This is a genomic window from Dysosmobacter sp. Marseille-Q4140, assembly GCA_018228705.1.
Lineage (GTDB): Bacteria > Bacillota > Clostridia > Oscillospirales > Oscillospiraceae > Oscillibacter.
In genome coordinates this window covers 2477246-2498029 of the sequence record CP073694.1, presented here as the reverse complement: position 1 = coordinate 2498029, position 20784 = coordinate 2477246, and the positions used below count along the sequence as shown (strand labels likewise).

Below are 20784 nucleotides of genomic sequence, written 5' to 3'. Positions count from 1 at the left end.
CCGTATCCTTGCTGGAATTGAAGAAGTTTGATAAAACAAAGATACAGCGCTGGAGATTATTTTTTGGAGGTGACGGAATTGGCAAAAAGAAAAATGATGATTCCAGAATACGGTACAGTGATGCTCAATGGTATTGAGTATTACAGAACAAGGATTGAAGATGCAGATGGGAAGCTCGTAGCCCTTTATGCAAGAACGCCCGAAGAACTTTATAATAAGGAAACAAATGCGTTGGAGCAGATCAACAACGCCACATTCCATCGGAAATCGCCCACGGTTGCAGAATACTGTGAGAAATGGCTGCTGATGCAGTCTGTCCATGTACGGGCAACTACTTTGACGGATTACACCTCAAAGGTCAGGCGGCACATCATTGCGGAATTGGGAGATAAGCGGATGGGAGAGGTTAGCCTGGATGATATTCAGCTTGCGCTTGTCCCTGTCTCAAAAAAATCCGCATCGGTATATAAGTCAGTCGTGATTCTGTATAAATCTATTTTTCGTGCAGCAAAGGAAAGCCGAATCATTGATGATAACCCGACGATTTATCTTACGACAAAAGGTGGCGGCGTTCCGCAGAAAGATAAAGCGGCACTGACAGACGATCAGGCCGCGCGCTTATTGGATACCGTACAGGGACTTCCCCCTTATGTATTTGTTATGCTTGGCCTGTACGCAGGCTTGAGACGTGAAGAAATACTTGCCTTGAAATGGGATGCGGTTTATCTGGATGGAGACTTCCCTTACTTAGCAGTGCGGCGGGCATGGCATACTGAAAATAACAGGCCGGTGATTCTCGACGAATTAAAGACAAAGGCTGCGGAGAGAAATATCCCCCTTCCGACCTGCTTGGCAGAATGTCTGAAAGAAGCAAAAGCAAATTCGACTTCGGAGTATGTGGTCGCAAACCGGGATGGAGAACCTCTGTCTTATACGCAGTTTAAGCGGCTGTGGCAGTATATTGTGACGCGAACCGCGAAACCGAGAATGGCCCGCAAACTGGTGGACGGAAAATATGTGAAGTATATGCTTTACCCGGAGCTTGGAGAAAAGGCCCGAAACAACGGCCATGTGGTTTACAGCTTGGACTTCGAGGTTACACCGCATCAGCTGCGGCACACCTACATCACGAATCTTATTCATTCATCGGTAGACCCCAAAACGGTTCAATATCTGGCAGGCCATGAAAGCAGCAAAATTACCATGGACATCTACGCAAAGGTCAAATACAACAGACCGGATGAGCTGGTCAGAACGATGGGCAATGCATTTGCTCAATGGGATGCTGTACGAGCATAAGGCGAAACAATAAAATAGGAAATGGAGCAGGAGCGAGGCAAGGATGTCTCGCTCTTTGTTTTACATAGGCCGTATCTTTGATTAAATTTGGACTTTCTGATAAAAAGAGAGTGTAGATACGGAAACTGCACGTAATCAAGAAAGGAAGGTCAAAGATGGCTAAGAAAAAAACGGAGGTTCCGCAGTACGGAACTGTTATGAGAAAAGGAATCCCATATTACAGAACCCGGATTCTGGATGCGGATGGCAAGCAGGTGAGCTTGTATGCTGCCACCTGCGAGGAATTGTATGAAAAGCAATTAGAGGCGCGGCGCGAGGTAGAGGAGATTATCTTTCGCCGGCAGCATCCGACGGTGGCTGAGTATTGCGAGAAGTGGCTACTGATGCAATCAGCAAAGGTATCTACGGCTACATTGAAGGGATATACCACCGACATGAAGAATTACATCATCAAACCTTTGGGAGAGATGTATATGGAGGAAGTGACGGCTGATGATATTCGACTGGCACTTGTGCCGCTGTCGAATAAATCGGAGGGGTTATACAGTACGGTGAATATGCTTCTCAAGTGTATTTTCTACTCGGCGGAGCGCAGCCAAATACTTGAGTATAACCCCTGTGTAGGAATATCGGGAAAGGGCGGAAAGCCAGCGAAAAAGAAGGATGCACTGACAGACCAGCAGGTAGAGGTGCTTCTGGATACGGTCCGGGGACTTCCACCTTATCTGTTTATTATGCTCGGCCTGTATTCGGGCCTACGCCGGGAAGAAATCCTTGCACTGCAATGGGACTGTGTATTTCTGGACGAGTCTACGCCTTATATCTCGGTGAGGCGGGCATGGCGCACAGAGCATAACAGGCCCGTGGTTTCTACGGTGCTAAAGACTAAGGCGGCAAAAAGAGATATTCCAATCCCCAAGTGTTTGGTTGATTGCCTGCGGGAAGCCAAGGCAGTCTCCAGATCAGACTATGTGATTGCGGACAGCGAAGGACAGCCTTTAGCTGCATCGCAGTTTCAACGGGTGTGGCAGTATGTAGTCGTCCGGTCCACCAAACCCCGCAATTACTATAAGTATGTGAATGGGCAGAGCATCAAATACACAGTGGAGCCAACGCTGGGTATGACACAGAAGAACAATCCCAATATCCAATATACGCTGGATTTTGATGTTACCCCACACCTGTTACGGCACACTTACATCACGAACCTTCTTTATGCAGGCGTTGATCCCAAGACAGTTCAGTACCTTGCAGGACATGAAAACAGCAAAACAACTATGGACATTTACGCAAAGGTGAAATATAATAAGCCAGAGGAGTTGTTCGAGGTAGTGAACAGCGCGCTTTAACTGGCGGGATGCTGATTGAAAATGCACCATTTTCCTTGGTTAAGGAATAGGACAACTGAACATTGAAAAGCCGGAAAAGCCCGGAATACCAAGGAAAATCGGCGCTCAAAGGAGTTTAGTACGGCCTCAAGGCTGCCCGTCGCGCTCCCCAGTTCTCCAAGCGCTGAGTTTTTATCCAGTCTCTCAAAATGCCGCCCAACCGGGCGGCATTTTTTTGCGCTCCTTCGGGGCCCCGCAGCGCGGGGCGGCGCACCGCGCCGTACAAGCGTTTTGGGCCCCGCCCAAAACCTTGGCGCAGGGGCAATTCACTTGCCCCGAGCATATTCCATCCACCGGGGGTCCCCGGGCGGCAGCGCCGCACGGGGCGCGCAAGAAGTGCGGCCTGAAGGCTGCCCGTCGCGCTCCCCAGTTCTCCAAGCGCTGAGTTTTTACCCAGGCTCTCAAAATGCCGCCCAACCGGGCGGCATTTTTTTGCGCTCCGGGCCTTCAAACGACCGGCCCCTGCGTGCCCGATCGCCTTTTCCCATTCCCCCGGCGGGTTCTTCCTTGACTTTTACCCCGAAGGCCTTATAATGGGATATCATACCGTTTACCTAAGTTGAGTATCACGGAGGGGAGGACGCCATGACCGACGGCTGCGGACGGACCATCGACTACCTGCGCCTGTCCGTCACGGACCGGTGCAACTACCGCTGCCGGTACTGCATGCCGGAGGAGGGCGTGTGCAAACGGGAGCACCGGGAGATGCTGACCCTGGAGGCGCTGGCGGAGGTGGCGGCGGCCTGTGTGGGCTGCGGTGTGCGGAAGATCCGCCTGACCGGCGGCGAACCGCTGGTGCGGCGTGGCATCGTGGAATTGTGCCGCCAGCTGCGGGCCATCCCGGACCTCCGGGAGCTGTGCCTCACCACCAACGGAAGCCTCCTGCCGGACCTGGCCGCCCCGCTGCGGGCGGCGGGAGTGGACCGGCTGAACATCAGCCTGGACACCCTGCGGACGGAGCGATTTGCCCAAATGACCCGGCTGGGGCAGCTGTCCGACGTGCTGGAGGGCATCCGGGCGGCGGAGGACGCCGGATTCCGGGACCTGAAATTCGACACCGTCCTCATCGGCGGCTTCAACGACGACGAGATCGCCGATTTCGCCGCCCTGACCCGGGACCACCCCTGGGAGATGCGGTTCATCGAGCTGATGCCCATGGGCCCCTGCGCGGACTGGGACAGGGCTTGCTTTCTAAGCGCGGACACGGTGCTGGAGCGCCTGCCGGAGCTGGAGCAGATTGAGAGCAGCGGCGTGGCCCGGCGGTATCGGCTGCCGGGGGCGGCGGGTACCATCGGCCTGATCTCCCCGGTGAGCCACGACTTCTGCGCCGACTGCCGCCGCATCCGGGTGACGGCGGACGGTAAGCTGAAGGGCTGCCTTCACAGCCGGGAGGAGATCGACCTGAGGGGTCTCCACGGCTGGCAGCTGCAAAATGCTATCCGGCAGGGCATCACCCAGAAGCCCCAGCGTCACCATCTGGCAGAGCGGAAGAGCGACACCCCCCGGAACATGAACCAAATCGGAGGCTGAACCATGGGAGAACTGACCCATTTCAACGAGCAGGGCCGGGCGAAGATGGTGGACGTGACGGACAAGGCCGTCACCCACCGCACCGCCGTGGCCGCCGGGGAGATCCACATGGCCCCGGAGACTCTGGAGAAGATCAAAGCCGGCACCATGAAGAAGGGCGACGTACTGGCGGTGGCCCAGGTGGCGGGCATCCAGGCGGCCAAGCACAACTGGGAGCTGATCCCCATGTGCCATCCCCTGCCTCTGACCGGCATCGACATCACCTTCGCCCTCTCCGACGAGCCTGCCATGGTGGAGATCCGGGCGGCGGTCACCTGCACCGGCGTCACCGGCGTGGAGATGGAGGCGCTGACCGCCGTGTCCGTGGCGGCCCTCACCATCTACGACATGTGCAAGGCCGTCCAGAAGGACATGCGCATCACCAACATCCGCCTGCTGGAAAAGTCCGGCGGCAAAAGCGGAGATTACAGAATAAAGGAGTGAGCCCCTTGGCCACGGTGGTTTCCGTCAACATCAGTGAGAAAAAAGGGACCGTCAAGCACCCGGTCCCGGAGATTCAATTAAAGCTGCGCCACGGCATCGTGGGCGATGCCCACGCCGGAGACTGGCACCGGCAGATCTCCCTCCTGGCGGAGGAGAGCGTGGACACCATGCGCGCCGCCTGCCCCATCCCCCTCAATGAGGGCGTGTTCGCCGAGAACATCAACACCCGGGGCATCGACCTCAAGCACCTGCCTGTGGGCACCCGCCTGCGCATCGGTGAGACCGAGGTGGAGGTGACCCAGATCGGCAAGGAGTGCCACAGCGACTGCGCCATCAAAAAGGCCGTGGGCAAGTGCGTCATGCCTACGGAGGGTATCTTCGCGATCGTGGTGAAAGAGGGCACCGTCCGCCCCGGAGATGAAATCGAGATTCTGGAGGCGAAGGCATGAAGCTGATCAAAACCGAGGAGGCCGTGGGCCATGTGCTGTGCCACGACCTGACCCAGATTATCAAGGACCAGTACAAGGACGCCCGGTTCCGCAAGGGCCATGTGGTGACGGAGGCGGACATCCCCGTCCTGCTCTCCATGGGCAAGGAGCACCTGTACGTCTGGGAGATGACGCCGGGGATGCTCCACGAGAACGGCGCCGCCGAGCGGCTGTACGCCCTGTGCGCCAATACCAATATGGACCGCAGCGAGGTCAAGGAGGGCAAGATCGAGCTGAAGGCCGCCTGCGACGGCCTCTTCCGGGTGAACTCCGAAAGGCTGATCGCCGTCAACACCGTGGAGGACATCATGATCGCCACCCGGAAGGGCGGCACCGCCGTCCGCAAGGGCGACAAGCTGGCGGGGATGCGGGTCATCCCCCTCATCATCCCGGAGGAGAAATTACAGGCGGCGGAACAGGCCGCCGGGGACGCCCCCCTGCTGGAGCTACGGCCCTGGGTGCGGAAAACCGCCGCCATCGTGGCCACCGGCAGCGAGGTGAAAAAGGGCCTCATCCAGGACACCTTCACCCCGGTGGTGAAGGACAAGCTGGCCGCCTACGGCATCGAGACGATCTCTGTGGCCTACTCCGGCGACGGGGTGGAGAACGTGGCAAGCGCCGTCACCGAGGCCCGCTCCACCGGCGCCGACGTGATCCTCTGCACCGGCGGCATGAGCGTGGACCCGGACGACAATACCCCCGGCGGCATCAAGCAGAGCGGGGCGCAGATCGTCACCTACGGCGCCCCGGTGCTGCCCGGCGCCATGTTTTTGCTGGGCTACTACGACGACGGCACCCCGGTGATGGGCCTGCCCGGCTGCGTCATGTACGCGGGCGCCACCATCTTCGACCTGGTGCTGCCCTTCGTGGCGGCGGACGTGCCGGTGACGCGGCAGCAGGTCGTGGCCCTGGGCGAGGGCGGGCTGTGCCTGGGGTGCAAGCCCTGCCACTGGCCGGACTGCCCCTTCGGAAAATAACGCACTCCGGACATGCGCCGATTCATCGGCGCATATCCTTCCCTGTTCGTTATCCTCGCTTGAATATCACGAAGATTCCATCCCGCCCTTGCATCGGCGATAAGAACATATTATCATCAGAAAGGAAGATTCCCCCATGAAAAAAGCACTGTCTTTGCTGCTGGCCCTGACCATGGCCCTGGCCCTGACCGCCTGCGGCGGTACGGAGACCGCGGATACCCAGGAGGCCGGCACCGAAACCGAGGACACCGCCGAGGTGGTGGAGCTGTACGTCTTTGCCGCCGCCTCCCTGACCGAGTCCCTGGACCAGATCATCGAGCAGTACAAGGAAGTGGCGCCGGGTGTCACCATCGTGCCCACCTACGACTCCTCCGGAACCCTCAAGACCCAGATCCAGGAGGGCGCCGACTGCGACGTCTTCCTCTCCGCGGCCCCCAAGCAGATGAACCAGCTGGACGCCGAAGGCGGCGAGGAAAACACCGAGGGCCTGGACTTTGTGGACAGCGCCACCCGGCTGGACCTGCTGGAGAACAAGGTGGCCCTGGCGGTGCCGGAGGGCAACCCCGCCGGGATCGAGACCTTTGACCAGCTGGCGGAGCTGCTCAAGAGCGGCGGCGTGGCCCTGGCCATCGGCAACAGCGACGTGCCTGTGGGCCAGTACACCCAGAAGATCTTCGCCTACTACGGGCTGGACGAGGCCGCCATCGCCGGATGTCTGACCTACGGCTCCAACGTCAAGGAGGTCACCACCCAGGTCAGCGAGGGGGCTGTGGACTGCGGCATCATCTACGCCACCGACGCCTTCTCCGCGGGCCTTGCCACCGTGGACGGCGCCACCGCCGAGATGTGCGGCCAGGTGATCTACCCGGCGGCGGTGCTGAAAACCAGCCAGCACCCCGACGAGGCCAAGGCCTTCCTGGACTATCTTAGTTCTGCCGACGCCTCCGCCGTCTTTGAGAGCGTGGGCTTTACCCCGCTGGGCTAAGGCCCGGCGCTGACCCCCGGATCCATCCTGACCGGCCGGGCTTTGCCCGGCCGGTCCAAGGCCGCAACGCACTTGACGCCGCGGCGGCCCGCCTTCGGCGGGCGGAAACGGTGTCCCCCATCATCCCCTCAGGAGGTCCCGCGTATGGACTGGTTTCCCCTTCTGAATTCTTTAAGAATTGCCGCCATTGCCCCATTGGACTGACGTCCAACGGGGTCCCCGGATCTGATTTTGGTCAGCCGGGCCAAGCCCGTCCTCCCCAAGGTTTCCCTGCAGGAAACGCTTGTACGCCGCGCCGCGGCGGCCCGCCTTTGGCGGGCGGAAACGGCGTCCCCCATCATCCCCTCAGGAGGTCCCCTGTATGGACTGGTTTCCCCTTTACAACTCACTGCGCATCGCCGCCATTTCCACAGTGGTCGTGTTCTTTCTCGGCATCTGGGCGGCATACTACATCGCCAGGCTCCCCCGGCTGGTGAAGGGCGTGCTGGACGTGGTGCTGACGCTGCCCCTGGTCCTGCCGCCCACGGTGGTGGGGTGGCTCCTGCTGATGCTGCTGGGTCCCAAGCGGCCTTTGGGGGCCTGGGTGCTGGAGACCTTCGATGTGAAGCTGGTCATGACCTGGTGGTCCGCCATCTTCGCAACCGTCGTGGTGGCCTTCCCCCTGATGTACCGCACCGCCCGGGGCGCCTTCGAGAGCTTCGACAAAAATCTGGCCGACGCGGGGCGGACGTTGGGCCGGTCCAACACGTGGGTATTCTGGCGGGTGCAGATGCCGGTGTGCCGGCAGGGCATCCTGGCCGGGACCGTGCTGGCCTTCGCCCGGGCCCTGGGCGAGTACGGCGCCACCTCCATGATCGCGGGCTACACCCCCGGCCGCACCGCCACCATCTCCACCACCGTCTACCAGCTCTGGCGCACCAACGACAACGCCGGGGCCGCCATGTGGGTGCTGGTGAACATCGCCATCTCCGCCGTGTTTCTGCTGGCGGTGAACCTGCTGGAGACCCGGCAGAAGGCGGAAAAAGGAGGGCGGCGCGGATGAGTCTGTCTGTGGACATCGAAAAGCGCATGGGGGACTTCCATCTGGAGGTCCGGTTTGAGGCGGAGGGGGAGACCCTGGCCCTGCTGGGGGCCTCCGGCTGCGGCAAGAGCGTGACGCTCAAGTGCGTGGCGGGCATCCTGACCCCGGACCGGGGCCGGATCACCCTGGACGGCGTGCCCCTCTTCGACAGCGCCGCCCACATCGACCTGCCGCCCCAAAAGCGGCGGGTGGGCTATCTCTTTCAGCAGTACGCCCTGTTCCCCAACATGACCGTCCGGCAGAACATCGCCGCGGCGGTCCGGGACCGGAGGCAGCGGGCCTCCGTGGCCGCGGACAAGCTCCGCCAGTTCCAGCTGGAGGCGGTGGCGGACCTGCGGCCGGGCCAGCTCTCCGGCGGGCAGCAGCAGCGCTGCGCCCTGGCCCGGATCCTGGCCTCGGAGCCGGGAGCCATCTTGCTGGACGAGCCCTTCTCCGCCCTGGACAGCTACCTCAAGCACCAGCTGGAGCTGGAGCTGTGGGAGACCCTGTCGGCCTTTCCCGGCCCGGTGATCTGGGTATCCCACGACCGGGGGGAGGTGCTGCGCAACTGCCCCCGGGTCTGCGTCATGGACCATGGCCGGTCCCAGGCCGTGCGGCCCATGGCCGACCTGATGGCCCGGCCCGGCACGGAGGCGGCGGCGCGCCTGTCCGGCTGCGAGAACTTTGCGGATGCCCTCCCCCGGGACGGCGGGGTGTACGTGTCGGCGTGGGGCGTGACCCTGGCCTGTGAGAGCCCGGTGCCGGAGCAGGTGCGCCGGGCGGGCATCCGGGCCCGGAGTTTTCATCCGGCCCAGGCCGGAGCGGTGAACGCCCTTTCCTGCCGGGTGGTCCGGGTGGTGGAGGATGTGAACGCCCTTACCGTGCTGCTGCGGCCGGAGGCCGCGGCGGCGGACGTGCTCCCCATCCGCATGGAGGCGGACCGGGAAACCTGGACAGCCCGGGCCGGCGAGACGGTCACCGTGGCCGTGGACCCCGGCGGCATCCTGCCCCTGGAACAGCAGTGAACAAAGCCCGGCGGACCTTTTGGAAGGTCCGCCGGGCTTTTATGGAAAACAGGGATGCCATGGTCCGCGGCCGGCATCTCCGCCGCCGTTCAGGGCTCTGTGCCCAGCCGCCGGAAGGTCTCCGCCGTCCGCCACAGCTGGACCCAGCGGACCACCCACAGCACCGCGGCGCATAGCTTCACCGCCAGAAGCACCATCGCCAGCGCATATGCCAGCACGAATACCGCAGTGGGCAGGCTGTCCACCCACGACCAAAGTTGCAGCGTTTGCCAAACTTCCACGTAGGGCACTGGCACGGACATCAGACATATCACCGCTCCCACCGCCACGGCCCACCGGGCCAGGCACCGCCAGAGGACGGCCCGCCGGTCCCCGATCCGCTCCAGCAGGGCCCCGTTGGCCCGATACAGCCGGAAGATCCACACCAATTCCAGACCTCCCTGGAGGAGGGTCAGCGCCGCCAGCACCGGCAGGGAGGACACGGCGCCGCTCACCGCCCGCACCGCACCGTAGGCCGTCAGAAACGGCGGCACTGTACGATATGCCTCTCCCAGCCGGCTCAGGGTCCGGCCCATGGCCAGGCACACCGCCAGCTCCAGGGCCCCGGGGATCAGCCCCAGGACCCAGGTACAGCCGTGCGCCAGCAGGACCGACGCTATCCCGGCCGCCAGATAGACGGCCGCATCTCCCCCCAGCCAGATCCAAAACAGGCGCCGCAGTCCCGCGCCCAGCTCCGCCGCCCGGTCCGCGCCGCCCAGGCCCTCCCGCCGCAGCGGCGCCAAACGGGACGCAGCGCGCGGCCCGCCTTCCCGCTCCGGCAGAAATGCGCAGTCCAGCGCCTGACAGTCTCCGCACTTCTCCAGATCCCGTTCCCGGCAGCAGGCCGCCACGGGACAGGGGCCGTGGGGCGGGACCCCTCCGCTCTCGCGGCACCCGGCGCAGCCGTACGCCTCCCGGACGTCGCAGACGCCGCAGTCCCTTCCGCAGAACCCCAGTTCCATTCCCGCTCCCCCCCTTCAAAAAGCAGCGGAAGAAAGGCGCCCGGCCGCGCCCCTCTTCCGCGTTTCATTATGTATAGGACCGCTCCACCTTCACCACGGCGTAGTAGTTGCCGTCCAGCGCCCGGACGGCGGTGCGGATCTTCTTTGCCACGTCCTCGTCGCTGAGGCGGAAGCCGAAGGGCACCACCGCGTCGAAGATCACGTTGGTGTGGGTGGGGCCCTTCACCATCCGGAAGTCGTGGATGGAGATGGCGTCGTCGATGCAGTGGACCAGGGCGGCCACCCGCTGGCGGGTCTCCTGGGTGAGCCCGTCGTCGGTGACGATGGGGTCCATGTGGATCACCGCCTCGCAGCCCAGCTTCTCCCGCAGCTCGTTTTCCACGTTGTCGATCTCGTCGTGGAGCTCCAGCACGTCCCCGGAGGCGGAGACCTCCGCGTGGAGGGAGATCATCATGCGGCCGGGGCCGTAGTCGTGGACGATCAGGTCGTGGATGCCGATGATGGTCTTGTGGGCCAGGACCAGATCCCGGATCCGCTCCACCAGCTCCGCCGTGGGCGGCGCACCCAGCAGGGGGTCCAGGGTCTCCTTGGCGGCGCTGATGCCGGACCAGAGGATGAAGGCCGCCACCAGCAGTCCGCACCAGCCGTCGATCTTGAGCCCGGTGAAGTGGCCCACCAGGGTGGCCAGCAGCACCGTGGAAGTGGCCGCGCTGTCGCTGAGGGAGTCCAGGGCCGTGGCCTCCATGGCGGTGGAGCCCAGCTTCTTCCCCAGGCGCCGGTTATAGAAGAACATGTACAGCTTCACGGCGATGGAGGCGCAGAGGATGGCCACCACCAGGGGGCTGAACTCCACCGCCTCCGGGTGGAGGATCTTGTCCAGGGAGGACTTGCCCAACTCCACGCCCATCAGCAAGATCAGCACCGACACCACCAGGCCCGACAGGTACTCGATCCGCCCGTGGCCGAAGGGGTGCCCGGCGTCGGCCTTCTGCCCCGCCAGCTGGAAGCCCAGCAGGGTCACAAAAGAGGACCCGGCGTCGGAGAGGTTGTTGAAGGCGTCCGCCGTGATGGCGATGGACCCGGACAGCAGTCCGGCGAAAAACTTCCCTGCGAACAGCAGCACGTTCAGGCAGATGCCCACCGCGCCGCAGAGGACGCCATAGGCCCGGCGGACCGCGCCCTCATCCCCCTGATGTTTGATCAGCAGCCGTGCCAGCAGTGTGATCACGGCACATTCCTCCTTTTTGGGAGCCTCCGGCTCCGTCTCGTTAAAAGCGCCCCGCCTTGGCGGCGGGGCCCTGCCTGTCGAACCAGTTCGACAGGCAGGGCAAGTTTTTTTGAAACAAAAAAACTTATGATTGAAAACGAAAGACACCCCTCCTGGGTTTCTTTCGTAACTATCTTCCTTCCCGTCTCACAAGCTCGTCAAACATTTCAGCAAATCGCGCCCCGCCTTGGCGGCGGGGCCCTGCCTCATCCCCGGTTCCCGGGGATCACCAGTTTCATGTGACAGCACAGATCGTCCAGGTCCGCGTCCGTGGCGGCGCTGATGCGCAGCTTGGCGCCGCAGTCCCGGCAGATCAGGTCCACGGCGCTGCGGCGGATCTCCATGCCGTAGCGGCGGGAGCCGCAGGCGCAGGTGATGCCGCCGGGCCGGGCGGCGATCTCCTTGAGCTCGGAGAGGACCTCGTACATGATGACGCTGTCGGCGAAGGCCTCGGGGCCCTCCTCCTGGCGCTTTTCCTTCTCCGCCAGGATCTCCAGCTCCCGCAGGTGCTTTTCCACCGTGCCCTCGTCCCCGATGAAGCAGCAGAATTGCTTCGTCTGGGGGCAGGCCAGGGCCGTGCCGCCCCGGAGCACCCGCTCCGGCGGGCACACCGCCTCGTGGGTCTCGCTGCAGAGGCCGCAGGGCACCGTCAGGTGATACCGCTCCCCGTCAAAGCCCACGCTCAGGGCGGACTTGCCGCATTCGCACTCCACCTCCGCGTTGGAGGCCTCCAGGGCGAACACGGACCGAGCCGCCATAACGGGCTTGCCGCACGCCGGGCAGAGGTATCCGAAGGTCCGCATCTCCTCACTCATGCCGTCTGTCTCCTTTTTCTGGGATCTGTTCATTAAGTGGTGATTATACCACGGCACCGGGCGGATGTACAGGGGATTTTTGAAACATTAGAGCGGGCTAACCCCACTTTTTTGCCGCAGGTTTTCCCTTTTCATTCCCCGCCGCCTGTGGTAGAATGGTCCGATCCCGTCAAAAGGAGGCGAGAGCCGTGTCCTTTCCCTGGTATCTGAAGCCGGACCTGTTCCTGCACGCGGAGATGCTGGACAAGCAGGAGGCGCTGGAGAGCGCCGCCAACAGCTCCTATGCCACGGACCAGCGGCAGGACAAGGAGATCCAGTCTTTGAAAAAACGGGTCACGGAGCTGGAAAACCAGCTGCTGGCCCTGGAGAAGATCCTCTCGGAACACGGCATCCTGCCGCCCATGCCGCCCGAGCCGGAGACTCCGCCGCCGGACGCCCCCGCCCGCTTCCCCTCCAGGACCCTGGAGACCGTGGCCTGTCCCCGGTGCGGCCGCCGCCAGCGGGGCGACCGGAACTTCTGCTACGCCTGCGGACTGCCCTTTCTGTATGAGCACGAATGAAGGAACGCTTTGGAAGCCCGGCAAACGCCGGGCTTCATATTTTTGCCGTCTTTCGGACAACCTATGGAAAATCCTCACGAAAAGGCGGCGACACCATGAACGAAAAACGTCTGGGCAGCCGGACCGTGGCCCTGGCCCATCCCCCCTCCGTGCTGGCCTTCTCCAACATCGGCGGGAAATTCGAGGGCCAGGGCCCCCTGGCGGACTGCTTCGACCGGCTGGAGACCAGCTCCTTCTTCGGGGAAAAGACCTGGGAGAAGGCGGAGTCCGCCATGCAGCAGGCGGTGCTGCGCCAGGCCCTGGACAAGGCGCGGCTCAAGCCGGAGGACCTGGACTATGTGCTGGCCGGAGACCTCCTCAACCAGTGCATCGGCTCCTCCTTCGGCCTGCGGGACTTCGGCATCCCCTTCTACGGCCTCTACGGCGCCTGCTCCACCATGGGCGAGTCCCTGTCTCTCGCGGCCATGCTGATCGACGGGGGCTTTGCCCGCCGCTGCGCCGCCATGACCTCCTCCCACTACTGCACCGCCGAGCGCCAGTACCGGATGCCGGTGCCCTACGGCAACCAGCGCACCCCCACCGCCCAGTGGACCGCCACCGCCGCCGGGTGCACCATCCTGGACCGGGAGGGCCCCGGGCCCTACGTCACCCACGTGACCTGCGGCCGCATCGTGGACAAGGGCATCCCCGACGCCAACAACATGGGCGCCGCCATGGCCCCCGCCGCCTACGACACCCTCTCCGCCTTCTTCCGTGACACCGGCACCGGCCCCCGGGACTTCGACCTGATCGTCACCGGGGACCTGGGCGAGCTGGGCCACGCCATCGTCCGGGACTTCTTCGCCCGGGACGGCATTGACATGGGCGCTCACTTCCAGGACTGCGGCCTTCTGCTCTACGACCGCCAGCGGCAGGACATGCACGCCGGGGCCTCCGGCTGCGGCTGCTCGGCGTCGGTGCTCAACGGCTACCTGCTCTCCGGGATGCGGGCGGGCCGGTGGAAGCGGCTCCTCTTCGCCCCCACCGGGGCGCTGCTCTCCCCCATCTCCGCCTGTCAGGGAGAGTCCATCCCCGGCATCTGCCATGCGGTGTGTCTGGCCGCGGAGCGGTGATGTTCGCCGCCGGCGCACATTTTTCCCCGTATGGAAATTGCACAAAGGTGATTTTTTCCCTCCCCCACATTTTAGAACAACCCATAAAATCTGCCGCCAGCCCGTCCCGGAAGCGCCGAAAGCGTTGACAGGACGGGCTTTGCGACGGTATAATCCCTCCCAAGGGAGAGCAACGGGGCCCCCCTCAGGGTCCGTCGCGCTCTTTTTGTTTTTTGTAAAATACCGCTTTAAAGCGATAAATCGACCGGTTCCGCGGCCGGTGAAAGGAGATCGAGCCATGGGCAAGTACACCCGGGAGGACATCCTCCGCCTGATCCGGGAGGAGGACATCCAATTCATCCGCATGCAGTTCACCGACATCTTCGGCCAGCTGAAAAACGTGGCCATCACCGCCTCTCAGATCGGGAGGGCTCTGGACGGGGAGATCATGATGGACGGCAGCTCCATCGAGGGCTTCGTCCGGGTGGAGGAGTCCGATCAGTACCTACGGCCGGACCTGGACACCTTCGCGGTGCTGCCCTGGCGGCCCCAGTACGGCAAGGTGGCCCGGCTGATCTGCGACGTCTACAATCCCGACGGCACGCCCTTCGTGGGAGACCCACGGGGCGTGCTGAAGCGGGCGCTGCGGCAGGCGGAGGACATGGGCTTCACCTTCAACGCCGGGCCGGAGCTGGAGTTCTTCCTGTTCCAGACCGATGAGGACGGCCGCCCCACCACCCGCACCAGCGACGAGGCCGGGTACTTCGACCTGGGCCCCCTGGACCACGGGGAGTCCACCCGCCGGGAGATCTGCCTGTGCCTGGAGGAGATGGGCTTCGAGATCGAGGCCAGCCACCACGAGGTGGCCGCCGGCCAGCACGAGATCGACTTCAAGTACACCGGCGCCCTCCGCTCCGCCGACAACATCATGACCTTCAAGCTGGCGGTCAAGACCCTGGCCCAGAAGAACGGCCTCCACGCCACTTTCATGCCCAAGCCCGTGGCGAATGCCGCCGGCAGCGGCATGCACGTGAACATGTCCCTCTTCCGGGACGGGGAGAACGCCTTCTACGACCCGGCGGACCCCCGGCAGCTGTCCCCCCTGGCCTATCAGTTCATCGCGGGGCTGCTGGACCACGTGCCGGGCTTCTGCGCGCTGACCAATCCCTTGGTCAACTCCTACAAGCGGCTGGTCCCGGGATATGAGGCCCCCTGCTGCGTGGCCTGGTCCACCGGCAACCGCTCCGCCCTCATCCGCATCCCCACCCCCCGGGGCCGGGGCACCCGGGTGGAGCTGCGCAGCCCCGACCCGTCCTGCAATCCCTACCTGACCTTCGCCGCCTGCCTGACGGCGGGCCTGGACGGCATCCGCCGGGGGCTGACGCCGCCGCCGGAGATCACGGAGAACCTCTACGAGATGTCCCCCGCCGCCCTGGCGGCCCAGGGGGTGCCCCTGCTGCCGGACTCCCTGGAGGCGGCCCTGAACGCCCTGGAGGCCGACGGGACCGTCACCGCCGCCCTGGGCCCCCACGTGGCCGCCCAGTACCTCACCGGCAAGCGGCGGGAGTGGGAGGAATACCGGAGCCAGGTCTCCCAGTGGGAGCTGGAGAAGTACCTGGTCACCTACTGACCTGACCGGTCCGCCCGGCGGACCGGAGAACTGCCGAAAGGGGGTGCTGTGCCATGGAGCGGATCGTGACGGCCTTTGCCCATGAGGACGCCCGGCGCCGGATCCAGCGGCTGCTGGAGAGCGGCGGATATCCTGTGGCCGGCGCCTTCGCCTCCGGGGCCGAGGTGCTCCGGGCGGTAGGCAAGCTGGGCGGAGCCGCCGTGGTGTGCGGCTTCCGCCTGCGGGACATGACCGCCCCGGAGCTGGCGGCGGACCTGGGCCCCGGGACCGGGGTGCTGGTGATCGCCTCCGCCGCCAATCTGGACCTGTGCCAGGGGGAGAACCTCTACCGGCTCCCGGTCCCGGCCAGCCGGGCGGACCTGTACGCCTCCCTGGACACGCTGCTGCATCAGCGGCGCCGCCGCCCGCCTCCGGCCCGGCAGGAGGAGGCCCAGCGGCTGATCCGCCGGGCCAAGGAGCTGCTGATGGACGTCAACCGCATGAGCGAGGCGGAGGCCCACCGCTTCCTCCAGAAGCGCAGCATGGACACGGGGCTGCGGCTGGAGCAGACCGCCCGGCTGGTCATCGAGACCTACACCCGGTGAGCGGCGCCGATCCCGGTCCAAATACACACTGACAAGAGAATGGAGGGGTTCCAATGGCGGGACCTGAATACAAGCACTATCCTCTCTATGACCCGCGCTTCGAGCACGACGCCTGCGGCATCGGCGCGGTGGTGGACCTGAAGGGCCGCTGCTCCCACAGCGTGGTGGACGACGCGCTGAAGATCGTGGAAAAGCTGGAGCACCGGGCCGGCAAGGACGCCTCCGGCCAGACCGGCGACGGCGTGGGCCTCATGATGCAGATCCCCCACGCCCTGATGGTCCGGGCGGCCGCCGCCGAGGGCATCGCCCTGGGCGGACCCAGAGACTACGGCGTGGGCATGTTCTTCTTCCCCACGGACCCCCTCAAGCGGGCCCAGGCCCAGAAGATGCTGGAGATCATCGTGGCCAAGGAGGGCATGGAATTCTTGGGCTGGCGGCAGGTGCCCACCCACCCGGAGGTGCTGGGTCAGCGGGCTCTGGACTGCATGCCCGCCATCTTCCAGTGCTTTGTGAAGCGTCCGGCGGACTGCGCCCCGGGGCTGGACTTTGACCGGAAGCTGTATGTGGCCCGGCGGGTGTTCGAGCAGTCCAATGTCAACACCTATATCCCCTCCTTCTCCAGCCGGACCATCGTCTACAAGGGCATGTTCCTGGTGGGCCAGCTGCGCCGGTTCTACGCTGACCTGGAGGCGGAGGACTGCGAGAGCGCCCTGGCCCTGGTCCACTCCCGCTTCTCCACCAACACCAACCCCAGCTGGGAGCGGGCCCACCCCAACCGCTACATCCTCCACAACGGCGAGATCAACACCATCCGTGGCAACGTGGACCGGATGCTGGCCCGGGAGGAGACCATGCGCTCCCCCATCCTGGAGGAGGACATGGACAAGATCCTGCCGGTGGTGGACCAGAACGGGTCCGACTCGTCCATGCTGGACAACACCCTGGAATTCCTGCTGATGAACGGCATCGAGCTGCCCCGGGCGGTGATGATGTGCATTCCCGAGCCCTGGGCCAACGACCGGCGGATGGAGCGGGAGAAGCGGGACTTCTACCACTACTACGCCACTATGATGGAGCCCTGGGACGGCCCGGCGGCCATCGTGTTCTCCGACGGCGACACCGTGGGCGCCGTGCTGGACCGCAACGGCCTGCGGCCCTGCCGGTGGTATCTCACCGACAGCGACCGGCTGATTTTGTCCTCGGAGGTGGGCGTGCTGGACCTGCCGCCGGAGACCATCGTGAAAAAGTCCCGGCTCCAGCCCGGCAAGATGCTGCTGGCGGACCTGCGCCAGGGGCGGCTGCTGGAGGACGGGGAGGTCAAGGGCCGCTGCGCCGCCCGCCAGCCCTACGGCGAGTGGCTGGACGCCCATCTTGTTTATCTCAAGGACCTGCCCATCCCCAACCGGCGGGTGGAGCGCCACCCCCAGGAGCTGCGGGACCGGCTGTACAAGGCCTTCGGCTACACCTATGAGGAGGTCAAGGACTCCATCCTCCCCATGGCCCGGGACGGGGCGGAGCCCACCTCCGCCATGGGCGTGGACACGCCGCTGGCGGTGCTCAGCGAGCACCATCAGCCCCTGTTCAACTACTTCAAGCAGCTCTTCGCTCAGGTGACCAATCCCCCCATGGACGCCATCCGGGAGGAGATCGTCACCGACACCACCGTGTACGTGGGCTCCGGCGGCAATCTCCTGGAGGAGCGGCCGGAAAACTGCGCCGTCCTCCAGATCCACAACCCCATCCTCACCTCCGTGGACCTCATGAAGATCCGCTACATGGACCGGCCCGGCTTCCGCGTGGAGACCATCTCCCTGCTCTACTACAAGGGCTCTCCCCTGGAAAACGCCCTGGACCGGCTGTTCGTCAACGTGGACCGGGCCTACAAGAAGGGCGCCAATATCCTGATCCTCTCCGACCGGGGCGTGGACGAAAACCACGTGGCCATACCCTCGCTGCTGGCGGTCAGCGCCCTGGAGCAGTATCTGGTCCGCACCAAGAAGCGCACCGCCGTGTCCATGATCCTGGAGAGCGCGGAGCCCCGGGACGTGCACCACTTCGCCGCCCTTCTGGGCTACGGCGCCCAGGCCATCAACCCGTATCTCGCCCAGGAGTGCGTGGAGGAGCTGATCGCCGTGGGCCTTTTGGACAAGGACCCGGCGGCGGCCGTGGACGACTACGACCGGGCCATCCTCCACGGCATCGTGAAGATCGCCTCCAAAATGGGCATCTCCACCATCCAGTCCTACCAGTCCGCCCAGATCTTCGAGTGCGTGGGCATCTGCAAGGACGTGATCGACAAGTACTTCACCAACACCGTCAGCCGGGTGGGCGGCGTGGGCCTGGAGGAGATCGGCGAGGGCGTGGAGTGGAACCACAACCAGGCCTTCGATCCCCTGGGCCTGGGCTACGACACCACCCTGGACTCCACCGGGTCCCACAAGCTCCGCTCCGGCCCCGACAAGGAGGACCACATGTACAACCCCCGGACCATTCTGCTGCTGCAGAAGGCAGCCCGGGAGGGCAGCTACGAGACCTTCAAGGAATACGCCGCCCTGGTGGACGACGCCGATAAGCCCCACACCCTCCGGGGCGTACTGGACTTCCGGTTCGACGAGCACGGCGGCATCCCCCTTGAGGAGGTGGAGAGCGTGGAATCCATCGTCCGCCGGTTCAAGACCGGCGCCATGAGCTACGGCTCCATCTCTCAGGAGGCCCACGAGTGCATGGCCATCGCCATGAACCGCATCGGCGGCAAGTCCAACTCCGGCGAGGGCGGCGAGGCCCGGGAGCGGCTGGGCGACGAGCGGTGCTCCGCCATCAAGCAGGTGGCCTCCGGCCGCTTCGGCGTCACCAGCGAGTACCTTTGCAGCGCCCAGGAGATCCAGATCAAGATGGCCCAGGGCGCCAAGCCCGGCGAGGGCGGCCACCTGCCGGGGAAGAAGGTCTACCCCTGGATCGCCAAGACCCGGTACTCCACCCCCGGCGTGAGCCTGATCTCGCCCCCGCCCCACCACGACATCTACTCCATCGAGGACCTGGCCCAGCTGATCTACGACCTGAAAAACGCCAACCGTCAGGCCCGGATCAGCGTCAAGCTGGTCAGCGAGGCGGGCGTTGGCACCATCGCCGCGGGCGTTGCCAAGGCAGGCGCCCAGGTGGTGCTGATCTCCGGCCACGACGGCGGCACCGGCGCAGCCCCCCGCAACTCCATCTCCGGGGCGGGACTGCCCTGGGAGCTGGGCGTGGCGGAGGCCCACCAGGCCCTGCTGCAAAACGGCCTGCGGACCCAGGTGGTACTGGAGGCCGACGGCAAGCTGATGACCGGCCGGGACGTGGCCATCGCCTGCATGCTGGGCGCCGAGGAGTTCGGCTTCGCCACGGCCCCCCTGGTGGCCATGGGCTGCTGCATGATGCGGGTGTGCAACCTGGACACCTGCCCCGCCGGCATCGCCACCCAGAACCCCCAGCTGCGCAAGCGCTTTGCCGGAAAGCCGGAGCACGTGATCAACTTCATGACCTTCGTGGCCCGGGATCTGCGGGAGTATATGGCACACTTAGGCATCCGCACCGTGGAGGAGCTGGTGGGCCGCAGCGATCTGCTGCGGGTCCGGGAAAAGCTGGTGACCCATCGGGCGGAGACATTGGACCTGGGCGCCCTGCTGCAAAACCCCTGGGGCGCGCACGTGCCCCGCTTCGATCCCAAGGACGCCTACGACTTCCACCTGGAGCGCACCGCCGACATGCGGGTGCTGCTGGAGAAGCTGGGCAAGGCCCTCAAGGCCGGGAAACCCGGCCGCCTCAGCGTGGACGTGTCCTCCACGGACCGGTCCTTCGGCACCCTCTTCGGCTCCGAGATCACCCGCAGGCGGGGCGATACCCTGCCGGACGACACCTACGTCATCTCCTGCAAAGGCGGCGGCGGACAGTCCTTCGGTGCCTTCATCCCCAAGGGTCTGACGCTGGAGCTGGAGGGCGACTGCAACGACGGCTTCGGCAAGGGTCTCTCCGGCGGAAAGCTGATCCTCTATCCGCCCAAGGGCTCCGTTTTCGACCCCGGCGAGAACATCATCGTGGGCAATGTGGCCCTCTACGGCGCCACCGGCGGCGCGGCCTTCATCAACGGCCGGGCCGGCGAGCGGTTCTGCGTCCGCAACTCCGGCGCCGTGGCGGTGGTGGAGGGCGTGGGCGACCACGGCTGCGAGTATATGACCGGCGGCCGCTGCGTGATCCTGGGCCCCACGGGCAAGAACTTCGCCGCCGGCATGTCGGGCGGCATCGCCTACGTGCTGGATGAACACCACGACCTGTACCTGCGCCTCAACAAGGAGCAGGTGCTCACCGACACCCTGACCGAGAGCCACGACATCGCGGAGCTGCGCTCCCTGATCGAGGCCCACGTGGCCGCCACCGGCTCCCCCCGGGGCAAGAAGATCCTGGCGGCCTTCAAGTCCTATATCCCCTGCTTCAAGAAGGTCATGCCCCGGGACTACGACCGGATGCTCAAATCCATCGCCCAGTACGAGGAAAAGGGCATGAGCCGCGAGCAGGCGGAGATCGAGGCGTTCTGCGCCAACGCCAGAGGCTGAGGAAGGAGGCACGCA

At 64.4% G+C, this 20784-nt stretch carries 17 protein-coding genes; 14 read left to right on the top strand and 3 right to left on the bottom strand.

All coding sequences use genetic code 11. The features are described from left to right. The first annotated feature begins 78 nt into the window (after positions 1–78). The 9 genes from KFE19_12370 to KFE19_12330 all read left to right on the top strand — a co-directional run bounded on the left by KFE19_12370 (position 79) and on the right by KFE19_12330 (position 9235). Positions 79–1299 carry a site-specific integrase gene (locus tag KFE19_12370; protein QUO39624.1) on the top strand — a complete coding sequence of 407 codons (1221 nt, stop codon included), beginning with the start codon at positions 79–81 and terminating at the stop codon, positions 1297–1299. A 155-nt stretch (positions 1300–1454) separates the two neighbouring features. Further along, entirely contained in the window at positions 1455–2648 is a 1194-nt protein-coding gene (locus tag KFE19_12365) for a site-specific integrase (GenBank protein QUO37174.1), read from the top strand. Positions 2649–3272: 624 nt separating this feature from the next. Beyond that, positions 3273–4217, top strand: coding sequence for a GTP 3',8-cyclase MoaA (moaA, locus tag KFE19_12360; GenBank protein QUO37173.1), 945 nt, complete (start codon positions 3273–3275; stop codon positions 4215–4217). A 3-nt stretch (positions 4218–4220) separates the two neighbouring features. Further along, entirely contained in the window at positions 4221–4700 is a 480-nt protein-coding gene (gene moaC, locus KFE19_12355) for a cyclic pyranopterin monophosphate synthase MoaC (GenBank protein QUO37172.1), read from the top strand. 5 nt (positions 4701–4705) lie between these two features. Further along, positions 4706–5149, top strand: coding sequence for an MOSC domain-containing protein (locus KFE19_12350; protein ID QUO37171.1), 444 nt, complete (start codon positions 4706–4708; stop codon positions 5147–5149). Further along, positions 5146–6165, top strand: coding sequence for a molybdopterin-binding protein (locus tag KFE19_12345; protein ID QUO37170.1), 1020 nt, complete (start codon positions 5146–5148; stop codon positions 6163–6165). The genes KFE19_12350 and KFE19_12345 overlap by 4 nt, the downstream gene beginning before the upstream one ends. A 136-nt stretch (positions 6166–6301) precedes the next feature. Next, positions 6302–7150, top strand: coding sequence for a molybdate ABC transporter substrate-binding protein (gene modA, locus KFE19_12340; protein QUO37169.1), 849 nt, complete (start codon positions 6302–6304; stop codon positions 7148–7150). 361 nt (positions 7151–7511) lie between these two features. Continuing rightward, positions 7512–8192, top strand: a complete 681-nt coding sequence (modB, locus tag KFE19_12335; GenBank protein ID QUO37168.1) for a molybdate ABC transporter permease subunit — start codon at positions 7512–7514, stop codon at positions 8190–8192. Next, a complete protein-coding gene (locus KFE19_12330) occupies positions 8189–9235 on the top strand; it encodes an ATP-binding cassette domain-containing protein (protein ID QUO37167.1) in 1047 nt (348 codons plus the stop codon). Before modB ends, KFE19_12330 begins: the two co-directional genes overlap by 4 nt. A gap of 89 nt (positions 9236–9324) precedes the next feature. Here KFE19_12330 and KFE19_12325 read toward each other — a convergent pair whose 3' ends face one another. From KFE19_12325 to KFE19_12315, 3 genes are all read right to left on the bottom strand, one after another. Beyond that, positions 9325–10236, bottom strand: a complete 912-nt coding sequence (locus tag KFE19_12325; protein QUO37166.1) for a DUF3795 domain-containing protein — start codon at positions 10234–10236, stop codon at positions 9325–9327. A gap of 67 nt (positions 10237–10303) precedes the next feature. After that, positions 10304–11464, bottom strand: a complete 1161-nt coding sequence (locus tag KFE19_12320) for a cation transporter (protein QUO37165.1) — start codon at positions 11462–11464, stop codon at positions 10304–10306. Positions 11465–11709: 245 nt separating this feature from the next. Next, positions 11710–12318 carry a hypothetical protein gene (locus KFE19_12315; protein QUO37164.1) on the bottom strand — a complete coding sequence of 203 codons (609 nt, stop codon included), beginning with the start codon at positions 12316–12318 and terminating at the stop codon, positions 11710–11712. A 188-nt stretch (positions 12319–12506) separates the two neighbouring features. On the opposite strand from KFE19_12315, the gene KFE19_12310 reads away from it, so the two are divergent. The 5 genes from KFE19_12310 (at position 12507) to gltB (ending at position 20769) form a co-directional block, all read left to right on the top strand. Beyond that, positions 12507–12878 (top strand): hypothetical protein, encoded by a 372-nt coding sequence (locus KFE19_12310; GenBank protein QUO37163.1) that lies wholly within the window; start codon positions 12507–12509, stop codon positions 12876–12878. Between the two features lie 95 nt (positions 12879–12973). After that, a complete protein-coding gene (gene spoVAD / locus KFE19_12305; GenBank protein ID QUO37162.1) occupies positions 12974–13990 on the top strand; it encodes a stage V sporulation protein AD in 1017 nt (338 codons plus the stop codon). A 277-nt stretch (positions 13991–14267) separates the two neighbouring features. Then, complete coding sequence (glnA, locus tag KFE19_12300; GenBank protein QUO37161.1) at positions 14268–15599, top strand: type I glutamate--ammonia ligase; 1332 nt, start codon at positions 14268–14270, stop codon at positions 15597–15599. A gap of 53 nt (positions 15600–15652) precedes the next feature. Then, positions 15653–16183, top strand: coding sequence for an ANTAR domain-containing protein (locus KFE19_12295; GenBank protein ID QUO37160.1), 531 nt, complete (start codon positions 15653–15655; stop codon positions 16181–16183). 53 nt (positions 16184–16236) lie between these two features. Beyond that, on the top strand, positions 16237–20769 hold the full coding sequence (gene gltB, locus KFE19_12290; protein QUO37159.1) for a glutamate synthase large subunit: 4533 nt from the start codon (positions 16237–16239) through the stop codon (positions 20767–20769). Positions 20770–20784 lie beyond the last annotated feature (15 nt).